Origin of the sequence: Bacillus sp. L75 (assembly GCF_003676355.1) — a bacterium.
Taxonomy (GTDB): Bacteria; Bacillota; Bacilli; order Bacillales; family Bacillaceae; genus Bacillus; species Bacillus velezensis.
Genome location: NZ_ML064903.1, coordinates 255,542 through 273,676 on the forward strand (window position 1 = coordinate 255,542; position 18,135 = coordinate 273,676).

Annotated in this window: 18 protein-coding genes; 12 read left to right on the forward strand and 6 right to left on the reverse strand. The window is 42.4% G+C overall.

What is annotated here, in order from left to right:
- The first annotated feature begins 150 nt into the window (after nt 1–150).
- Together D5S11_RS07435 and manA are read left to right on the forward strand one after the other, a co-directional pair.
- Nucleotides 151–2,109, forward strand: a complete 1,959-nt coding sequence (locus D5S11_RS07435; protein WP_007408235.1) for a fructose-specific PTS transporter subunit EIIC — start codon at nt 151–153, stop codon at nt 2,107–2,109.
- A 14-nt stretch (nt 2,110–2,123) separates the two neighbouring features.
- Nucleotides 2,124–3,071, forward strand: a complete 948-nt coding sequence (manA, locus tag D5S11_RS07440; protein ID WP_108724804.1) for a mannose-6-phosphate isomerase, class I — start codon at nt 2,124–2,126, stop codon at nt 3,069–3,071.
- Nucleotides 3,072–3,166: 95 nt separating this feature from the next.
- Here the strand turns inward: manA and D5S11_RS07445 are convergent, their stop codons facing one another.
- The gene (locus tag D5S11_RS07445; protein WP_007408237.1) at nt 3,167–3,892 is read right to left on the reverse strand and encodes a MurR/RpiR family transcriptional regulator; all 726 of its coding nucleotides are present in this window, start codon (nt 3,890–3,892) and stop codon (nt 3,167–3,169) included.
- A 236-nt stretch (nt 3,893–4,128) separates the two neighbouring features.
- Here D5S11_RS07445 and D5S11_RS07450 point away from each other — a divergent pair, with 236 nt between their 5' ends.
- The 8 genes from D5S11_RS07450 (at nt 4,129) to D5S11_RS07485 (ending at nt 10,129) form a co-directional block, all read left to right on the forward strand.
- Entirely contained in the window at nt 4,129–4,941 is an 813-nt protein-coding gene (locus D5S11_RS07450) for a Cof-type HAD-IIB family hydrolase (RefSeq protein ID WP_039063339.1), read from the forward strand.
- A 32-nt stretch (nt 4,942–4,973) separates the two neighbouring features.
- The gene (locus D5S11_RS07455) at nt 4,974–5,777 is read left to right on the forward strand and encodes an HAD-IIB family hydrolase (RefSeq protein WP_108724805.1); all 804 of its coding nucleotides are present in this window, start codon (nt 4,974–4,976) and stop codon (nt 5,775–5,777) included.
- Between the two features lie 173 nt (nt 5,778–5,950).
- A complete protein-coding gene (locus D5S11_RS07460; RefSeq protein ID WP_079892032.1) occupies nt 5,951–6,283 on the forward strand; it encodes a DUF2651 family protein in 333 nt (110 codons plus the stop codon).
- A gap of 217 nt (nt 6,284–6,500) precedes the next feature.
- Nucleotides 6,501–7,001, forward strand: coding sequence for a DinB family protein (locus tag D5S11_RS07465; protein ID WP_007408241.1), 501 nt, complete (start codon nt 6,501–6,503; stop codon nt 6,999–7,001).
- 161 nt (nt 7,002–7,162) lie between these two features.
- A complete protein-coding gene (satA, locus tag D5S11_RS07470; protein WP_032870506.1) occupies nt 7,163–7,684 on the forward strand; it encodes a streptothricin N-acetyltransferase SatA in 522 nt (173 codons plus the stop codon).
- Between the two features lie 112 nt (nt 7,685–7,796).
- Nucleotides 7,797–7,859 carry a tetracycline resistance efflux system leader peptide gene (locus D5S11_RS20460; protein WP_134816631.1) on the forward strand — a complete coding sequence of 21 codons (63 nt, stop codon included), beginning with the start codon at nt 7,797–7,799 and terminating at the stop codon, nt 7,857–7,859.
- 33 nt (nt 7,860–7,892) lie between these two features.
- Nucleotides 7,893–9,269, forward strand: a complete 1,377-nt coding sequence (gene tet / locus D5S11_RS07480; RefSeq protein ID WP_108724806.1) for a Tet(L)/Tet(K)/Tet(45) family tetracycline efflux MFS transporter — start codon at nt 7,893–7,895, stop codon at nt 9,267–9,269.
- A 323-nt stretch (nt 9,270–9,592) separates the two neighbouring features.
- Nucleotides 9,593–10,129 carry an ATP-binding protein gene (locus D5S11_RS07485; protein ID WP_108724807.1) on the forward strand — a complete coding sequence of 179 codons (537 nt, stop codon included), beginning with the start codon at nt 9,593–9,595 and terminating at the stop codon, nt 10,127–10,129.
- A gap of 1,100 nt (nt 10,130–11,229) precedes the next feature.
- Here D5S11_RS07485 and D5S11_RS07495 read toward each other — a convergent pair.
- The 4 genes from D5S11_RS07495 to sigK all read right to left on the reverse strand — a co-directional run bounded on the left by D5S11_RS07495 (nt 11,230) and on the right by sigK (nt 15,312).
- On the reverse strand, nt 11,230–12,102 hold the full coding sequence (locus D5S11_RS07495) for an AraC family transcriptional regulator (RefSeq protein WP_007408245.1): 873 nt from the start codon (nt 12,100–12,102) through the stop codon (nt 11,230–11,232).
- A 646-nt stretch (nt 12,103–12,748) separates the two neighbouring features.
- On the reverse strand, nt 12,749–13,276 hold the full coding sequence (locus tag D5S11_RS07500) for a PadR family transcriptional regulator (RefSeq protein ID WP_007408246.1): 528 nt from the start codon (nt 13,274–13,276) through the stop codon (nt 12,749–12,751).
- The gene (locus tag D5S11_RS07505) at nt 13,273–14,115 is read right to left on the reverse strand and encodes a sialate O-acetylesterase (RefSeq protein WP_007408247.1); all 843 of its coding nucleotides are present in this window, start codon (nt 14,113–14,115) and stop codon (nt 13,273–13,275) included. The genes D5S11_RS07500 and D5S11_RS07505 overlap by 4 nt, the downstream gene beginning before the upstream one ends.
- A 474-nt stretch (nt 14,116–14,589) precedes the next feature.
- Nucleotides 14,590–15,312, reverse strand: a complete 723-nt coding sequence (gene sigK, locus D5S11_RS07515; protein ID WP_007408248.1) for an RNA polymerase sporulation sigma factor SigK — start codon at nt 15,310–15,312, stop codon at nt 14,590–14,592.
- Nucleotides 15,313–15,770: 458 nt separating this feature from the next.
- Here sigK and D5S11_RS07520 point away from each other — a divergent pair, with 458 nt between their 5' ends.
- Nucleotides 15,771–17,027, forward strand: coding sequence for an MFS transporter (locus tag D5S11_RS07520; protein ID WP_108724808.1), 1,257 nt, complete (start codon nt 15,771–15,773; stop codon nt 17,025–17,027).
- Nucleotides 16,993–17,463 (forward strand): GNAT family N-acetyltransferase, encoded by a 471-nt coding sequence (locus D5S11_RS07525; RefSeq protein WP_108724809.1) that lies wholly within the window; start codon nt 16,993–16,995, stop codon nt 17,461–17,463. Before D5S11_RS07520 ends, D5S11_RS07525 begins: the two co-directional genes overlap by 35 nt.
- A 15-nt stretch (nt 17,464–17,478) precedes the next feature.
- Here the strand turns inward: D5S11_RS07525 and D5S11_RS07530 are convergent, their stop codons facing one another.
- Nucleotides 17,479–18,105 carry a TVP38/TMEM64 family protein gene (locus D5S11_RS07530; protein ID WP_007408251.1) on the reverse strand — a complete coding sequence of 209 codons (627 nt, stop codon included), beginning with the start codon at nt 18,103–18,105 and terminating at the stop codon, nt 17,479–17,481.
- Nucleotides 18,106–18,135 lie beyond the last annotated feature (30 nt).

Genomic DNA, 18,135 nt, shown 5'->3' on the forward strand with positions numbered 1-18,135 from the left:
GCAGGGAATATCTCCCTGCTTTTTTTCTGTTTATAGGGAAAAATGCCGTTATTTCCGGAACTTATGGTAAAAAAACGCGCTTATCACAGGCTGATTTCAGTATAAAGTTGAGACAAGATCTTGAAATTCAGACTGCAAAGGAGGATTTATATGAAACTGTTAGCGATTACATCATGTCCGAACGGCATTGCCCATACGTATATGGCTGCTGAAAATTTACAAAAAGCAGCCGGCAGATTAGGCGTTGAGATCAAAGTGGAAACCCAAGGCGGAATCGGGGTGGAAAATAGGCTGACCGAAGAGGAAATCCGGGAAGCAGACGCAATCATTATCGCGGCGGACCGCTCGGTGAACAAAGACCGATTCGCGGGAAAAAAGCTGCTGGCCGTCGGGGTTCAGGAAGGCATCCGCAAACCGGAAGAATTAATTCAAAAAGCGCTTAGCGGTGAAGTGCCGGTCTATCAATCTGCTTCAAAAGCTGAATCCGCAAGTCAGCAGGGCAAAAAACAAAACCCGATTTACCGTCATTTAATGAACGGCGTTTCTTTTATGGTTCCTTTCATTGTCGTCGGCGGATTATTGATAGCGGTTGCATTGACGCTTGGAGGAGAAAAAACACCAAAGGGGTTAGTCATTCCGGACGAGTCTTTTTGGAAAACGATTGAACAGATCGGCAGTGCTTCTTTTTCATTCATGATCCCGATTTTAGCCGGGTACATCGCGTTCAGCATCGCTGATAAGCCGGGTCTTGTCCCCGGAATGATCGGCGGATATATTGCGGCATCCGGCAGCTTTTACGACAGTGCAAGCGGCGCAGGATTTCTTGGAGGAATCATTGCGGGATTTTTGGCGGGATATGCGGCGCTTGGAATCAAAAAATGTAAAGTTCCTAAAGCAATACAGCCGATTATGCCGATTATTATTATTCCGGTGTTTGCCTCACTGATCGTCGGTTTGGCGTTTGTCTTTCTGATCGGCGCCCCCGTCGCTCATATTTTCGCATCATTAACGGTTTGGCTTGCGGGAATGAAAGGTTCGAGCTCAATTCTTCTGGCATTGATTTTAGGAGCGATGATCTCCTTTGATATGGGAGGACCCGTAAACAAGGTGGCCTTTCTTTTCGGATCGGCAATGATCGGAGAAGGAAATTATGAAATCATGGGCCCGATTGCCGTTTCCATTTGTATACCGCCGATAGGGCTTGGGATTGCAACGTTTTTAGGAAAAAGAAAATTCGCCGCCGCAGAAAGAGAAATGGGAAAAGCATCATTTACGATGGGCCTTTTCGGTATCACGGAAGGAGCCATTCCATTTGCGGCCCAAGACCCCCTTCGTGTGATCCCGAGTATTATGGCGGGTTCTATGACCGGATCGGTGATAGCGATGATCGGCCATGTGGGGGACAGAGTGGCACACGGCGGCCCCATCGTTGCTGTACTTGGAGCAGTAGATCATGTACTGATGTTTTTTATCGCTGTAACAGCAGGCTCTCTTGTCACCGCTCTGTTGGTTAATGTACTGAAGAAAGATATGGCGAAATCCCCCGCGCCCGGCGAGGTGCTGCAGTCTGCCGCACCAAATGAAGCTGCAGCGGCAAAAGAAACAAAGGAACCATCTCAGGCTGACAGCCGAAAAGCCGGGATGACCGAAATCAAAAAACTGACTGACATTATCAGTACGGACTTGATTGAACCGCATTTATCCGGCGAAACGAGGGATGACATTGTCGACGAAATGATCGAGAAAATGTCCCGTAAAGGTATGCTGCTGTCTGACAGCGGATTTAAGCAGGCCATTTTGAGCCGGGAACAGCAGGGAACCACGGCGATAGGTATGAATATCGCCATTCCGCACGGAAAGTCTGAAGCCGTCAAAACGCCGGGTGTCGCATTCGGAATAAGACGCTCGGGTGTTGACTGGAACAGCCTTGATGGTTCTGATGCAAAACTGATTTTTATGATTGCCGTACCGAAGGAAAGCGGCGGAAATCAGCATCTGAAAATATTGCAGATGTTATCCCGAAAACTGATGGATGACAGCTATCGGGAAAGGCTGCTCTCCGTTCAGACAAAAGAAGAGGCGTATGAGCTTCTGGAAGAAATCGAATAAAGCGGGGGATGATCATGTCTACTGAACCGATATTTTTCAATCCGGTTTTCAAAGAAAGAATTTGGGGAGGCGCCGCCCTGCGTGATTTTCACTATAATATTCCGTCCGAGCGGACAGGGGAGTGCTGGGCCTTCGCCGCTCATCAAAATGGACAGAGCACAGTTCAAAACGGCATGTATAAAGGATGTACGCTCGGTGAATTGTGGGAGCATCACAGAGATTTATTCGGAAACCTTGAAGGAGACCGTTTTCCTCTTCTTACAAAAATTTTGGACGCGGACCAAGACCTGTCCGTTCAGGTGCATCCGAATGATGACTTTGCCAAAATGCATGAAAACGGGGAACTTGGAAAAACCGAATGCTGGTATATCATTGATTGTGCAAAAGATGCGGAGATCATTTTCGGCCACAACGCAACAACAAGAGAAGAACTGATATCCATGATTGAGCGCGGAGAATGGGGCGGGCTCCTGAACAGAGTTAAGGTAAAGCCGGGAGATTTCTTCTTTGTCCCAAGCGGCACCGTTCACGCGATTGGAAAGGGCACACTTATTTTAGAGACGCAGCAAAATTCAGATACGACTTACAGATTGTATGATTACGGAAGAAAAGATGCGGACGGCAGGCTGCGCGAGCTCCATTTGGAAAAAAGTATAGAAGTGATAGAAGTTCCCTCTGTCCGTGAACGGCCGACCGTTCAATATAAACAAACAGATGATCTGCTGGCAGCTGTTTTAATAGAATGTCCTTATTTTTCAGTCGAAAAGTGGGTTGTAAAAGGTGAAGCAAATCTATTCCAGCATCATCCCTTCCTTCTTGTCAGCGTGATCGAAGGAGACGGAATAATGAGTGCAGGCGGACATGAATATCCCTTTAGAAAAGGAGATCATATTCTCCTGCCTTCCGGTTTGGGAGAATATAAACTGGCAGGCCATGCAAATTGTATTGTGTCTCATCTGTGATCCTCAAAACCCTTCTCTAGCATCAGAGAAGGGTTTTTTATTATTTTTACAAAAAGGACGGAATTTCCAGTGTATCAGTGTTTTCGTTCCTGAATTTATTCTCTCAATTTGTATATCTCCCGAGCCATTGATTCAAGTATGTACATAGCGGGGATTTGGGTGGTGACATTCGCATTTTCAACCCATTCTTCCGTCACGTAATATGAAATATTCACATCGGACATTTTGGCAATGGTTGAATGTTTATGATTTGTAATACTGATGACCCGGCTGCCTTCTTGTTTCAGCTGATTCAGATGAGTCACCGTAGAATCTCCTTCACCTGAAACCGATAATGCGATTGTGATGCTGTTATGACGGAAATGGGAATGGGCCGGAAAGTAAGGATCTTTAATATACATTGAAAGTTTCCCTAAGCACGAAAAATATCTGGCCCCGTATTCGGCGAGAATTCCTGAACTTCCCACTCCGATAAAAATGACGCTTTCTGCATCGGCCGCAAGGGCTGCTGCTTCCTTCAGCTTTTCTTCCATCTCTCCGCTTACTGTTCTTTCAAAAAACTCGGCAACGGAATGATGGGGACTCTTTAAAATCGTTTTTTTATTTGCCTCCGTATACATTTTCAGCTTCACCTTAAACTCCGAAAACCCTTCACAGTTTATTTTTTTGCAGAAACGTAAAATAGAAGCCGTAGATACATGGGTTTCATTTGCCAATTCACGGATTCGCATATAGACGACTTTCTCGCTATTTTGGGAGATGTAGTTGTATAAAGAAGTTTCAAGCTCGTTAAATGAAGCAATCATTTCGTGTGTGAACATGCAGGGGGATTCTCCTTTTTATGAGAATGGTGAATGTACATCTAATCGTAACATATCATTTTTAAAAGAAACATAGTGTTATATTTATGTGACAAATCACTTTTTGTGTCATTCAAAACAAGACGTCAGCCAATGATTTACGGCGCAAAACAACTGCGGATATAATTCGTTCATACGCTTTATGCATGATCTCTTCAAGGGTCTCTGACAAAAGCGGCCGAAAAAAGGAGGACAATATGAGTATCAAACTGATAGCGGTTGATATGGACGGAACGTTTTTGAATGATGAAATGGCATATAATAAAGAGCGTTTTATGAATCAGTATCGTGAATTAAAATCGCGGGGGATTAAATTTGCCGTAGCAAGCGGAAACCAATATGCGCAGCTTACATCCTTCTTTCCGGAAATCAAAAGTGAAATCGCTTTCGTTGCTGAGAATGGCGCTTTCGTCGTGAATGCCGGAGAAGAATTATTCGCGGGTAGCATGTCTGAAAACACTATAAAAGCAGTGATCCTTGCTTTAGAGCAGTATGAGGTGAAAAACGTCATTGTCTGCGGAAAAAAAAGCGCGTATATTCATGAAAAGGCCGGTGAAGATGAATATCTGCATGCCAGTAAGTATTATTATGTGTTAAAAAGGGTGCCGCATTTTGAAAACATCGATGATGACATTTTAAAATTTTCCATCAGCTTTCCCGCCGAACATTGTTCCGCACTTCTGAGCCATTTGAAAAACGCCATCGGGTCTTTCGTCACGCCTGTATCAAGCGGGCACGGTGACATAGATCTGATCATACCGGGGCTTCATAAAGCAAGCGGGATTAAGCTTCTCCAGAAACAATGGGGGATGGGTGATGAAGAGTGTGCGGCCTTCGGAGACAGCGGCAATGATCTGGAGATGGTGTCCGCCGTGAAATACGGGGTCGCCATGGATAATGCGCAGGCAAGCATTAAACAGGCTGCGGCGCATATCACGCAATCAAACAATGAAGAAGGGGTCTTAAATGCGATTGATTCCATCCTCAAATGTGAAAAACCCTTTGTCTGAAAAAGACATTTTAACTGCGGAGGTGCTGAACGATGATTAAATTAGTGATTACGGATTTAGACGGCACATTTTTAAATAATCAAGGCGATTTTGACAGAACGTTATTTGAAAAGACAAAACGAGTAATGGAGGAACAGCATGTCGCTTTCGCCATCTGCACCGGGAAACAGTGTGAAAGGGTGGAAGCCTTATTCGGAGAAGACGCGAAAGATTTTTGGATTTTAGGAGACAGTGCCGCACGTATGAAAAAGAGCGGCAAGTTCGTATATGAATCTTTGATCAGCAATAAAGCCGGACTGTCAATTATAGGCGCTTTAGAAAAAATCAGCTGCGGGCACACCATTATCGCGTGCACAAAAAAAGGCGCGATCGTAAAAGAAAATCTGTCTGAAAGTGAAATGAAATATGTAAATGCCTCTTATGCACATGTAACGAAAATAACTGATTTTACTGAGATAAAAGACGATTTTATCAAGATTACGGTTCATGACCCCGACGCCAACTGTCCGGAAACGAGAGAAAAGCTGCATGAATTTTTTCACCAATTATATATCGTAGCATCAGAGGATACCTGGATGGACATATCAAATATCGGAATACATAAAGGATCAACAGTACAAGAACTGCAGCGATTATTAGGGGTTTCGGCTGATGAAACAATGGCGTTCGGAGACGGCCGCAATGACAAAGAATTGATGGAAGCGGCATCCTACAGCTTTGCGGTTAAGAATGCCATTGACGAAATAAAAGATGCGGCGCACTTTGTCATCAAATCAAATGAGGAAAGCAGCGTCATGCACACGATTATGAGAATATTAGCGCTGCAAAAACAATGATGGGCTAAAATCAATGCGGCATGACTTACTAGGGATAGAAAAAGCGGGCTATCCTCAGACTTTAATTCACTCCTGATTTTCCTAAAGTATGTTAAAAATGAATAAATATCTATATTTGACTCGATGGTATTGGTATAATATGTATAAAATGAATGAAGCGGTGTAATATCAAGATGAAAAAAATCACTTCATATCAGACAAAAAGTAGGAACTGCCTCGTTTTGAAATTGGGAGGTGTTTGTATTAGCCCGCTGTTGAGCCCCGCGTATATCATTCTTATTTTTCTTCCGGCAGCTTCTTTTCTGTTAGGGATTTTAGGATATTTCATCTTTAAAAAAGTATGGATGATGGTTGTTATTGTCTTCATTTTGTCCTTGATATTCATGTTTATTGTAATAGGTGCCGAACCGACATTTTTCATTTGGGTGGCTATGATGACGGGGAGCTGTTTTGTCTCCGGTTCAATCACTAAGACGATATGGACTTTTGCAAAGAGAAAATATTAGACAGAAGAATCCTGTTTGAACAGCTATCCTTTTTTTGTCGATTGAAGAAAAAGAAGTATAGAGGTATCCGTTATGTTCTTATATTTTGTCTGTTGTTGTCAGTTCGGGCTTTCTGTTAAAAATGTCTGTCTATCGTTTTGTTCTTTTTTAACTAAACGGAGCACTATAATTGAACTGCAGATACATAGAAAAACAAAAAAGGATAAGGAGGATTTTTATGTTTCAAACTTTAGACCATTTTTTGAAATCTTGGGAATTCGAAGCCGATGCGACACAAAAACTGCTGAATCATCTGACTGATGAATCACTTAAACAAGAAATCACTTCAGAACATTGGACTTTAGGCCGTATTGCTTGGCATACTGTCGCTGCCATTCACATCATTACCTCAAACACAGATTTAACGTTTCACGCTCCGGCCGAAGATTATCCTGTTCCTGCATCGGCGCGGTTTATTGCTGAGAGTTATCATCAAGCCAGTAATGCATTTGTACAGGCGTTAAAAACGCAATGGACTGACGATACACTTCAAGAATGTGTCAACTTTATTGGTCAGCAATTGCCAAATGGTTCACTTTTGATGTTTTTAATTCAACATCAAAACCATCATCGAGGACAAATGACTGTCCTTATGAGACAAGCAGGTTTACCTGTTCCGGGTATTTACGGTCCGGCAAAAGAGGAATGGATTAAATTCGGTTTGGAAGCTCCGAAATAGGATATTGTTGTAAGGGCTCGAAAGAATAGATGATACCAATCGATGTTGGTATCTTTTTTGTTTTAGTCTTAGAGTGATTAAACCGGTATCCATGACATGCAGACGAATCAACAGTTCAATAGATGTAAATTAAGGTCAATAAATGCAGAAAGGTGATTATGATGATAACTAAAATGACGCGATTCAATATGAAAGACTTCAATAAACCAAACGAACCTTTCGTAGTTTCAGGGAGAATCATCCCTTCATTTGAGGACAATGTTTGGACATATACAGAGGAGAAATTTGCTGAGCCTTATGTCAAAAAATATGACGATGAAGACATTGATGTCAGTTATATTGAAGAAGAGGATAAAGTTGTCTTTTTTTATTACGCAGAGAACGACTGTGTCGGCCGGAGTAAGCTTCGTTCTAATTGGAATGGATACGCACTGATTGAAGACATTGCCGTTGCAAAAGATTATAGAAAAAATGGTGTCGGGACGGCTTTATTGCATAAAGTGATTGAGTGGGCAAAGGAGAATCATTTATGCGGTCTTATGCTTGAAACACAAGATATTAATGTTTCAGCTTGTCATTTTTATGCCAAAAATAACTTTGTCATAGGAGCGGTCGATACAATGCTTTATTCCAATTTTTCAACAGCAAATGAAATTGCGGTTTTTTGGTACTGTAAATTTTAAATATAACAGTATTTGATGTTTCGTCATTTGCGGGTGTGTGTCGCAAAGCATTCAAAACATCGGCTTGAGGATTTATAATAAGGTATATCAATCAATGCAGGGGGAGTTATGTATGAAGTGCAAAAAAATGAACAGGGTCCAATTAAAAGAGGGAAGCGTATCAATGGCCCTATAAACTGCGTCTGCCCTCATTAATGGAGGGAAATTTGTGAATACGCCTTATTCACAGTCAGCTTTACGGCACAACCAAGTGTTCATTTGGCTTTGTGTTCTGTCATTTTTCAGCGCATTAAATGAAATGGTTTTGAACGTATCATTACCTGATATCGCCAACGATTTTCATAAACTGCCAGCGAGTGCAAACTGGGTGAACACGGCCTTTATGTTAACCTTTTCCATCGGAACTGCTCTGTATGGAAAGTTATCAGATCAGCTGGGGATCAAAAAGCTGCTCCTATTTGGAATTATGGTAAATGGCTTCGGGTCGATCATCGGATTTGTCGGACACTCTGTCTTTCCTGTACTCATTCTGGCCCGATTTATTCAAGGGGCTGGTGCAGCCGCATTCCCGGCTCTTGTGATGGTTGCAGTAGTACGCTATATTCCGAAAGAAAACAGGGGTAAAGCATTTGGTCTGATCGGGTCGCTGGTGGCAATGGGGGAAGGTGCCGGACCAGCTATTGGCGGAATGATCGCTCATTATATTCACTGGTCATATTTGCTGCTTATTCCGACAGCAACAGTTATCACCGTTCCATTCCTGATGAAACTGCTGGAAAAGGAAGAAAGAATCAGCGGGCGCTTTGATATGGCGGGGATTATATTAATGTCTGCAGGCATCGTATTTTTTCTGCTGTTTACAACGTCATATAGAATGTCTTTTCTGATCATCAGTATTCTAGCTTTCCTGATATTTGTGAAACATATTAGGAAAACTCAAGATCCCTTTGTTGACCCTGCGCTGGGGAAAAATGCCTTGTTTATGATGGGCGCCCTTTGCGGAGGCCTGATATTCGGCACTGCAGCAGGATTTGTGTCTATGGTTCCTTATATGATGAAAGATGTTCACCATTTAAGTACTGCGGCAATTGGAAGCGGGATTATGTTTCCCGGGACGATGAGCGTCATCATCTTCGGTTACATTGGAGGATGGCTTGTTGATCGGAAAGGTTCTTTATATGTGCTGACCATTGGGATTGTATTAATGTCTTCCAGCTTTTTAATCGATGCCTTTTTCATAGATGCGGCACCTTGGCTCATGACCGTTATCATCGTTTTTGTTTTTGGGGGGCTCTCCTTCACAAAAACGGTTATATCTACAATTGTGTCTGGCAGTTTGAAACAAAAGGAAGCCGGCGCCGGAATGAGTCTGCTTAATTTTACGAGCTTTTTATCAGAGGGAACAGGCATTGCAATTGCAGGCGGTTTATTATCGATCCGCTTGCTGGATCAAAGGCTGCTGCCTGTTAATGCTGATCATTCCGCTTATTTGTACAGTAATATGCTCATTCTTTTTGCAGGAATCGTTGTTATGAGCTGGCTGGTAACCATGAATGTCTATAAACGTTCGCAAAGAAATGACTAAAAAGGGAAAAGGATCAAACTTGATAAAAGTTTTGATCCTTTTTTGAGGAGATTCCTTATTCCGGAAGCTTTTGTCGATCAATGAAAGGGGAGTTCACTGCCAATCGGGACTTTTGAGAAAGTGTTTGAGGATATTAAAATAGGCCGGAGAGAAAGTTAATCATTCTGTTTGAAAATGACCATGAAGTTCGTAAGCAGTATGGTTTTAACACGCATCTGGATTCCCCTGACAAAGTAAAGGTTTTTGGGGATTTATGTTAAAATAATAGTAAGAACCTTGTGCAGCGGACAGGGAGTTTCGTTGCTTCATAAGGAGAGGGATCTATGAAAAATAAGATTCACATACTGGGAGCCTCCGGAGTCGGAACTTCAACATTGGGAGTTGCATTATCAAAGCATTTGCCTCATACGCATCTTGATACTGATGATTACTATTGGACAGATAAATTCACTAAAAAAAGAGAAATTTCTGAAAGGAGAGAGTTGCTTGAAAAAGACTTGACAATAAATGAGAAATGGATTCTTTCTGGCGCAGTGTGCGGCTGGGGCGATGATCTAAAAAGTTATTTTGACCTTGTCATCTTCTTATGGATTCCGCAGGATATACGGCTTGAGAGGTTAAGGCATAGGGAATTTCAGCGTTATGGAAACGAAGTGTTAGCCGGCGGCAGTAAATATGAACAATCAAAAACATTTTTAGAGTGGGCTTCTTTATATGATAATGCCGGAATGGAAGTTAGAAGCAAAGCTTTACACGAATATTGGATGGCAGATTTATCTTGTCCATTGCTAAAAATTGAAGGAGATTACTCAGTAAATGAAAGAGTTGATCGTGTCTTGGATTATCTGAATTTTAATTAAACTAACGGATGGAGATAACTGCAAAATCCAAAATTCAAAGACAGTTCCGGCCATTTTAACGGAGCTGTTTTTTTATACCGCTTTCTGTTTCTCTGTTGTGAAGTGATTTATTTTCGGCAGCATCCTACAATAGAGAAGTGATTTGTTCTTCGTGAGGAAGTTTTTGGTTAAGTTGCAAGAAACGGAACTCCAATGAATAGATACACCCTGAAACCTGTCCAGCCAGCGTTTAAGCTGGTTACCATTGAGTGAAAAGCAATTGCCGCCGGCAAAGACAATACCTGGAATGAAAAGTATTGCAGGGAAAGCTAATTTGGTCATTTACCGTGAAAATACGGAAGGCTTTTACGCTGGCCGAAATATGTATGGCAGGTAACCCTGGAAGTGGCTGTATTGACTGGAGTTTTCACTAAAAAGGCGATTACACGTATTGCGCATGCAGCCTTTCAAAGTGCGATGGAACGCCGTAAGAAGGTTACATGGCTCGGGACTCTTTTTGAATACGTGCCGAGAAATGCCGGAACAATACCCTGAAGTGGATGATTATCATATTGATGCAATGACGGTACATTTAGTTCGTCGGCAGCTTGGGGCTTGCACTGTCAATTAATACAAATGGGAAAGCAGGCAATGGCCTAGGCTGCTCACGGTTCGGCACCTGACATTGCAGGGAAAATATTGCGAATCCTATCGGTATTATACTTTCAACTGCTATGTTGTTTGAATGCTCAGTACACAGTATCGTGATAAAAAACTGAAAGAAGCAGCGGAATTAATAGAAAACTCACTTCGGGAAACCGTGAAGGCAGGAATCAAAATGGGAGATCTTAGCGGTCAATCATCAACGTCAGACTTTGCAGAAGCAATTGCAGAAAGGATCGGATGTTAAGGCGGAAAATAAGAGGTGAGAAGCAGATCATCAAAACGCAATAGGACACCTCAATTTAGATTTTCAGTAAGAACGGCTCTGCTCATTAAAAAACTCAATTCGTAGATTAATGGCATCAATAATGCTGCAGATCGGGTTAGTAACTTAAAGAGGAAGGGATGAGACCCCTTCCTTAACACCTTCAATTCCTCTAATTTCATTGTAAGATATATTACTTTTTTGAAATGGGTATCCAAATTTCACTTTTAAAAGATGGCGATGTTACATCTTTATGCTCATTCCACAGGATTTCTGGGCCTTCAATTTGTTCATAATGTGACGATGGAAACCATTCAGAATAAATCCGCCCCCATACTTCCTGCAGTGCATCCGGAAATGATCCGGCTGCTTCGAATACAGCCCACGTTGAGGCAGGGACTTCAAGCTGTGATAGGTGATTTGGGCAATGTTTCGTTGTGGCTGCGCCAATATAGTGATCAAGCTCACCGTTTTCCTCTGTCCGGCCTTCAGAAAAGTTCGTGGATGCACTGATGAGTCCTACAGGCGCTACATTAGAAAGCTCTTTTAGTTGTTTGATTGCTGTTTCATCTAAACTTTCCCACATCGATGCAATGTCAGGATTCACGCCTTTGAATAAAATAGGGACTCTTTTTTTAATGCCGACGATGCGAAATGCCTTTTTTTCTTCAATGCGATAGTTCATTTCATTTCCTCCTTTGATTGATAACTGGAAGGTCATTCGCGGATAAGCTTTAAGTGAATGGCCATTATGTTTAGCTGCTGATGGGCTTATGCCATGCAGATTTTGAAATGCTCGTGCAAAAGAATCTGGTGAGTGATAACCGTATTTTATTGCAAGATCAATCACCTTTACGCTGCTGTCTTTAAGTTCAAAAGCTGCAAGAGTAAGACGTCGTCGACGAATATATTCCGATAATGAAATACCTGTAAGGAAGGAAAACATCCTTTTAAAATGATATTCAGAGCAGAAAGCAAGCCTTGCTGCTTCTTTGAAATCAATATCGTTCGTGAGGTTTTCTTCAATATACGTTAATGCGCTATTCATCCTTTTAAGCGAATCCATTTATTTGACCTCCTTTAACAAAAGAATAACAGGAGCGAAATGTATCTGCCCGACATTTCGTGCACAGTTTTGCAGGATAACTTATATGTAATAAATTAAGTGATTCACCTGTATTTGTACAGATAAAGAAAACCACCTAATAACTGCTTGGGTTTCATAAGATGAAAGAAGTTATCATTGTTTTATATTGAAAAGAAAACAGAAAAAGACGGAGTTTTCTTGTTGGAGGGGTTTACTATCAATCAATTGAAAGTTGCTTACGCAGAGGTAGATAAAATGTCGAGAACGGTGTTCACCTTCACTGCTTGTTCAATTAGAGGAAGTGATTCTTCCTTAAGGGAGATCACTTTTTCTTATTCGACGAAAGCAGCAGTTTAGCGGAAGATGGAGAAAAATCAGTTGACTTACTTGAATACTAAATAGGTGTAAAAAGTGGTTATTCATACGGATTGAAAAAGAAGAACACGCAGCAGATTCACTTGCTCTTGTTTGGGGCAAGTGTTGACAACCCCATTACTGGTTTAATTAAAAGAAGGGGTATAAAACCTGTATCAATGGTGTTACTCGATATCTGCGACACAGGTTTTATATGCAGGTAACTAATATTCCTATATATGTAACATTGCATTTTTTATTATGCAATAGTTCACTCTATTTCTGCTTTCAATTTTTCGAACCACTCTAAATTAACCAAGTGATGTGAACGGGAATTTTCATTCATGCGGCGAAAGTAATTGATTGTGCCGGGAATTTCTTGAGTGATGGACAGGTATTCGTCAAGGAGCTCGATTCGAGTTTTAGTCTGATCGATTTGTGATTGGATCAGATCCAGTAATTTATTTTTGTCGAATTCATCGGCAAAGAGTAACGCCCCATAAAATTGCAGGTTCACATATTCCGATTTAGTGCCGTATTTGATCATTAATTTCTCGAATTCTGCCCTTCCCGATTCTGTGACGTTAAAGTTACGGATTTCACGCCCGCTGGTTGAGGGTTTCTGCTGAATCTGTTCAATCAAACACTTTTCTTCAAGTTGCTGCAGATTGTAATAAAATGAACCTTTCGTGAAGTTAACGATGTACTTGTAATGACGTTTTTCCATTAAGGCCAGAAGTTCATAGCCGTGAGCTCCGGGGTTTTGGATGAGCAAGCCAAGGATAAGTAAGGGAATCATGGTTTCATCACCTTCGCCATCCGCGCCTCAAATTCCGCGTACGTGATTTTACCCGAAGCCAAATCCATACTATGAAGGTAAATCTGTTCTGTTTTAGAATAGTCACCATTCACTTTCAGTGATTGCTCCTCTCCCGAAATGGGTTTCAGGATATGGTGCTTTTTCGAAAAAGCCTCGAAATAGCGATAACCGAATTTGCGTTGTGAAGCTGCGTCTAAATGAATGCCATCAGGATTCGCAGTCAAACCTGCCGCAGTAACAAAATAACAATTCTGTTGTTCATTAGCAAAACGCAGCAATTGTTCATTAACCTGTCGAAATTCAGTCGCGTGCTGTCCAAAACCAGTCTTCCCAAGAAAGTCACCAAGCCCTCCAATAATCAACGGTAGCTCATCTAATTCCAACTCGTTTCTTAGCGTCTCGATGATAAGAGTTAATTTCTCGTAATAAGTTTCATGCAGCGAACGATAACTGTCACTCTCACCTTGATGCCAAAGGATTCCACAAATTTGACTGGATCGGAGGGCGAAGCGGGCTTCGGACAAAGCATGCTGAAAAAGGATGCCTTCCGGATGCCAGTCATTCAATGAACTGCCGCCTTCCGCACACGGGATCAAGCCAATTTCTTCATCGGGATGAGCTTTCGACCATGCATCTGCAAAAGATGCGGCCAGGCCAACGCCTGAAACCGGACGGTCGTAATTAATCGGCTCTGTCATCATCTGCCACTGTCCATTGCGCAGCATTTTAATTTTTTCATTATAGATAGGGTCTACTTCATTCAAAAATCCACGGCCCGCCATATTCGACTGCCCCAACATTAAAAAAGACTTTATCATCTAATTTTTCACTTCTTTACATCAATATTTTAGTCTAATTAGACTATAGTCCATTCAGCTTGTCTTGTAAAGTTTCAACTAGGTTTTATTTTTATTATTAGTATGTATGAAAAACAAACTAACATTGAAAATTTGGTGGATGTATTTGAGAATTAGCAAGTTCTTTTGCTTTAGGTCTTGATAAACAATGAAAAAACAACAAAAACCCTGTCATGTAAGGGTTCCTATGAGGTTCAAAATCATTTTTCATAGGAAATACATTCAATGATGGGGGTGTAGCCCAAATGAAATGGATTGTTAAAAAGAGAGGGCTATGTTGAAGGGGTTAAATATCAATAAAAAATTATTAAAAAGGTTAACGATTGTACCAATTCTATTCATTTGTTATGTTTTATTTTTAAATCCTGAAGTTATACTTGAAGAGCAATGTCCTAAAATGCAGAAAAAGCCGGGATGTCAGATCCGGCTTTTCGCTCACTTTCCCTTCTTCTTCCGCTTCTCCTTCTCCGCCCGATAAAACTCATGAAACATCTTCATCAATGCGCGTTTTTCAATCCGCGACACATAACTCCTTGAAATGCCGAGCTCCTTTGCGATCTCGCGCTGCGTTTTTTCTTTTTTTAAATCAAGCCCGAAGCGGCCGACGATGACTTCTTTTTCGCGGTCGTCTAAAATATCGATATATTTTTTGACCTTTTCAAGTTCCATGTTGAGCTGAATGGTGTCGATCACATCTTCGCTTTCCGACTTGAGGACATCGATCAGGCTTATTTCATTCCCTTCTTTATCCTGGCCGATCGGATCATGAAGGGAGACGTCTTTTTTCGTTTTTTTCAATGCGCGCAGATGCATTAAAATCTCATTCTCAATACATCGTGCGGCATATGTGGCAAGCTTCGTGCCTTTTCCGGCTGAGTAGCTTTCAATTCCTTTAATCAGCCCGATTGTACCGATGGAGATCAGATCTTCCGCGTCCTCTCCCGTGTTTTCGAATTTTTTCACAATATGGGCGACTAAACGGAGATTATGTTCGATCAGCATGTTGCGGGCGTGTTCATCTCCTTCAGCCATAAGGTCTAAGTATTTTTTCTCCTCATTATTTGAGAGCGGTTGTGGAAAGGCATTATTTTTCACGTATGATACTAAGAACACAAGTTCTTTCACAATAAACCCGAGCGCTGCAAAAACACCTGTCACCGTCCTCACCTCCACAAAGTTATGTAGGCAATCGCCTATATGTAACTGTATGTGGAGGTAGGGCTGTTTGTGTCTGTACAGGGAAATTAATCAAAATCGGGTTTTATTTCTTACAGCCTCTTGATTTTTGATGATTGAGCCTGTATATTTTTTAAAAAAGTAAGGGTGAAAACAATATAACCGAAAAGCGCTGAAGAGACGAGTAGACAGATATCATTCATGACAGAGAGCTCCGGGAGCTGTGAAGGAGTATGAATGGATGTGTTGAAACAAACCTCTTAGCTTCGCATCGGAATCATGCAACCCGACGATGATGCGGCGGATACTCCTGTTACCGAGTAAGCTTTGTACCCGGCAAGGCCGGCACCAAACCGAATTGAGGTGGCATAGCGGGCTGTTTCCCGTCCTCAAGACTTTATTGTCTTGAGGGCGTTTTTTATTTCTAAGGGAGGGATAAGATGAAAAACCTGAAGTCTTGGCGGTACCCGTTGCTTCTGTTAACCGGAATCGGGATAGCAAATATTGGTGAATGGATCTATTTTTTGTCTCTTAATCTTATTGTCTTAAAAGAAACGGGGTCTGCTTTTGCGGTTTCCATCCTTTATTTAATCAGGCCTGCGGCTGTTTTGATGACAAATGGCTGGGCGGGCAGCATCATCGACCGGTGTAACAAACGGAATATGATGATGTCGCTTGATTTCACCCGGGCTGCATTCATTGCCGTTCTGCCGCTGATGGTTACTGCACGGTCTTTATTTTCCGTTTATTGTATCGTGTTTTTGATTCATATGGCCAATGCGATGTTTCGTCCGTGTTCCATGGCGTATGTGACGATGCTTATCCCGGCTGAAAGGAGAAAACGATTCAATTCACTAAGGGCTTTGTCGGAATCAGGGGCTTTTCTCCTCGGGCCGGCTGCGGCCGGACTGCTTTTTATCGCCGGCACGCCGATTTTTGCGATTTGGGTGAATGCGGCGGCTTTAGTGCTGTCCGGTTTCATCACGATGATGCTGCCGAACCTTGAAAATGAGCCTCACGTACATTCTCCCAGACAGAAGCTTTCTTTGGCAGTGTGCAAAGAAGATTGGAAGCTCGTCTATCGCTTCAGCCGAACGGCGCGAAACGTCATGATCATTTATTTTTTATTCAGTCTGGTCATGACCGTTATGCCATCCGCGCTTGATTCGCTTGAAGCCGCTTTTGCAAAAGAAGTTCTTCAGCTGACTGATGCCGATTATGGTTTTCTCGTCAGTGTCTCAGGGGCAGGCATTATTGCGGGAGCGCTTGTCAATGTGTTCTTTAATAAAAAAATGCCGGCTTCTTTATTGATGGGAATGGGCTCTTTATTCACAGCGGCCGGATATATGATTTATGCGTTTTCTGACGTTTTTTGGACGGCTGCTTTCGGATTTTTCCTTCTCGCTTTTTTTCTGGCGTTTGCCAATACAGGCTTTCTGACGTTTTATCAAAAGAATGTTCCGGTGGACATCATGGGGAGAGTGGGGAGCTTTTATTCATTAGTCGAAGCCGTCTTCATTATAGTAGTAACGGCGGTTTTCGGAGCGGCTTCTGTCAGTTCTTCCGTCCGCGGCATCGTCATCGCAGGCGCTGCTGTTATGCTGGCGTTGGCAGCCGTTTTATGCTCGTTCTTATTTGCGGCCGCAAGAAGGAGGACTCCTGATGTATTTCAAGCGGATCAATTTAAACAAACATAAAGAGACGGCCGTTTCGTTTGGTGAGGATTCGTTTTTCGTCAGCTTTGGCACGGCGGATCATTTTAATAGGGATGAATATCTCAGGTGGCTGTCATCCCAAATCAAATGCTTTCCCGACGGTTTTATGCTGCTTTTTCATAACGGACAGCCGATCGGACAGCTAGAAGCTTCCATCAAATTTTACCGCAGCCAAAAAATCGGTTATGTGCACCTTTACTATATGACTGAGAAGCAGAGGGGAAGGGGGTGCGGAACGAAACCGCATCAATACGCGAATCAGTTTTTCAGAGCGAACGGTGTTTCGGAATATCACCTGAGAGTTTCGCCGAGCAATGAAGCGGCTCTGTCATTTTACAGAAAGAAAAACATGGAAGTGATCGGTTCAGAATGTAACGGAAAAGTTCTCAGAATGAGAGGAGCCGTACCGCCGGAATAGGGGGCGGTACGCGCTTCATTTTTTCGTTGTTTTTAAAAGGCCGGGAAACTTCTTATAAATGACCGCCATTAAGACGAGCATATACATTCCGTAAATCCCGAAAGACAGCAGTTTGTTGCTTGTAAATGAAGCGCCTGCGACGGTCACGATCACAATGTTCGGAATTTTGCCGAGCACCGACGCAGAAAAAAAGATCGGCCATCGGATATTACTCAGCCCGCAGACGGTATTCATGGCAAGCGACGGTATAATCGGAATCAGCCGCCCGAAAAGCACCGCCGTAAACGCGTGCTGATGAAATGAATCTTCATATTGGGCCGCTGCCGGGTAAGCCAGCAGCTTTTTTCTGGCCCAGTCTCTGAATCCGTACCGAACGAGAAAAAACAACGCCATTGTTCCGAGCATCGCGCCTGACAATGTAATCCACACCCCGTTTACAATCCCGAAAACCGCTCCGTTTAAGGCCGCGATAATGGCGAATGGAACAATCGGAAAAAATACGTCAGCTGCGACCAGAAGGATACTCATAAGCACGGCGTACATGCCGCCCGCGCGAATCATGCTGAGCCAGACGTCTTTTTGCAAAAAGCCGATCATCACGACAGCAATGATGACGGCAAGACTGAATCCCTTTTTTATCATCTGCACGTTCACCTCTTTTCAATTAGTATA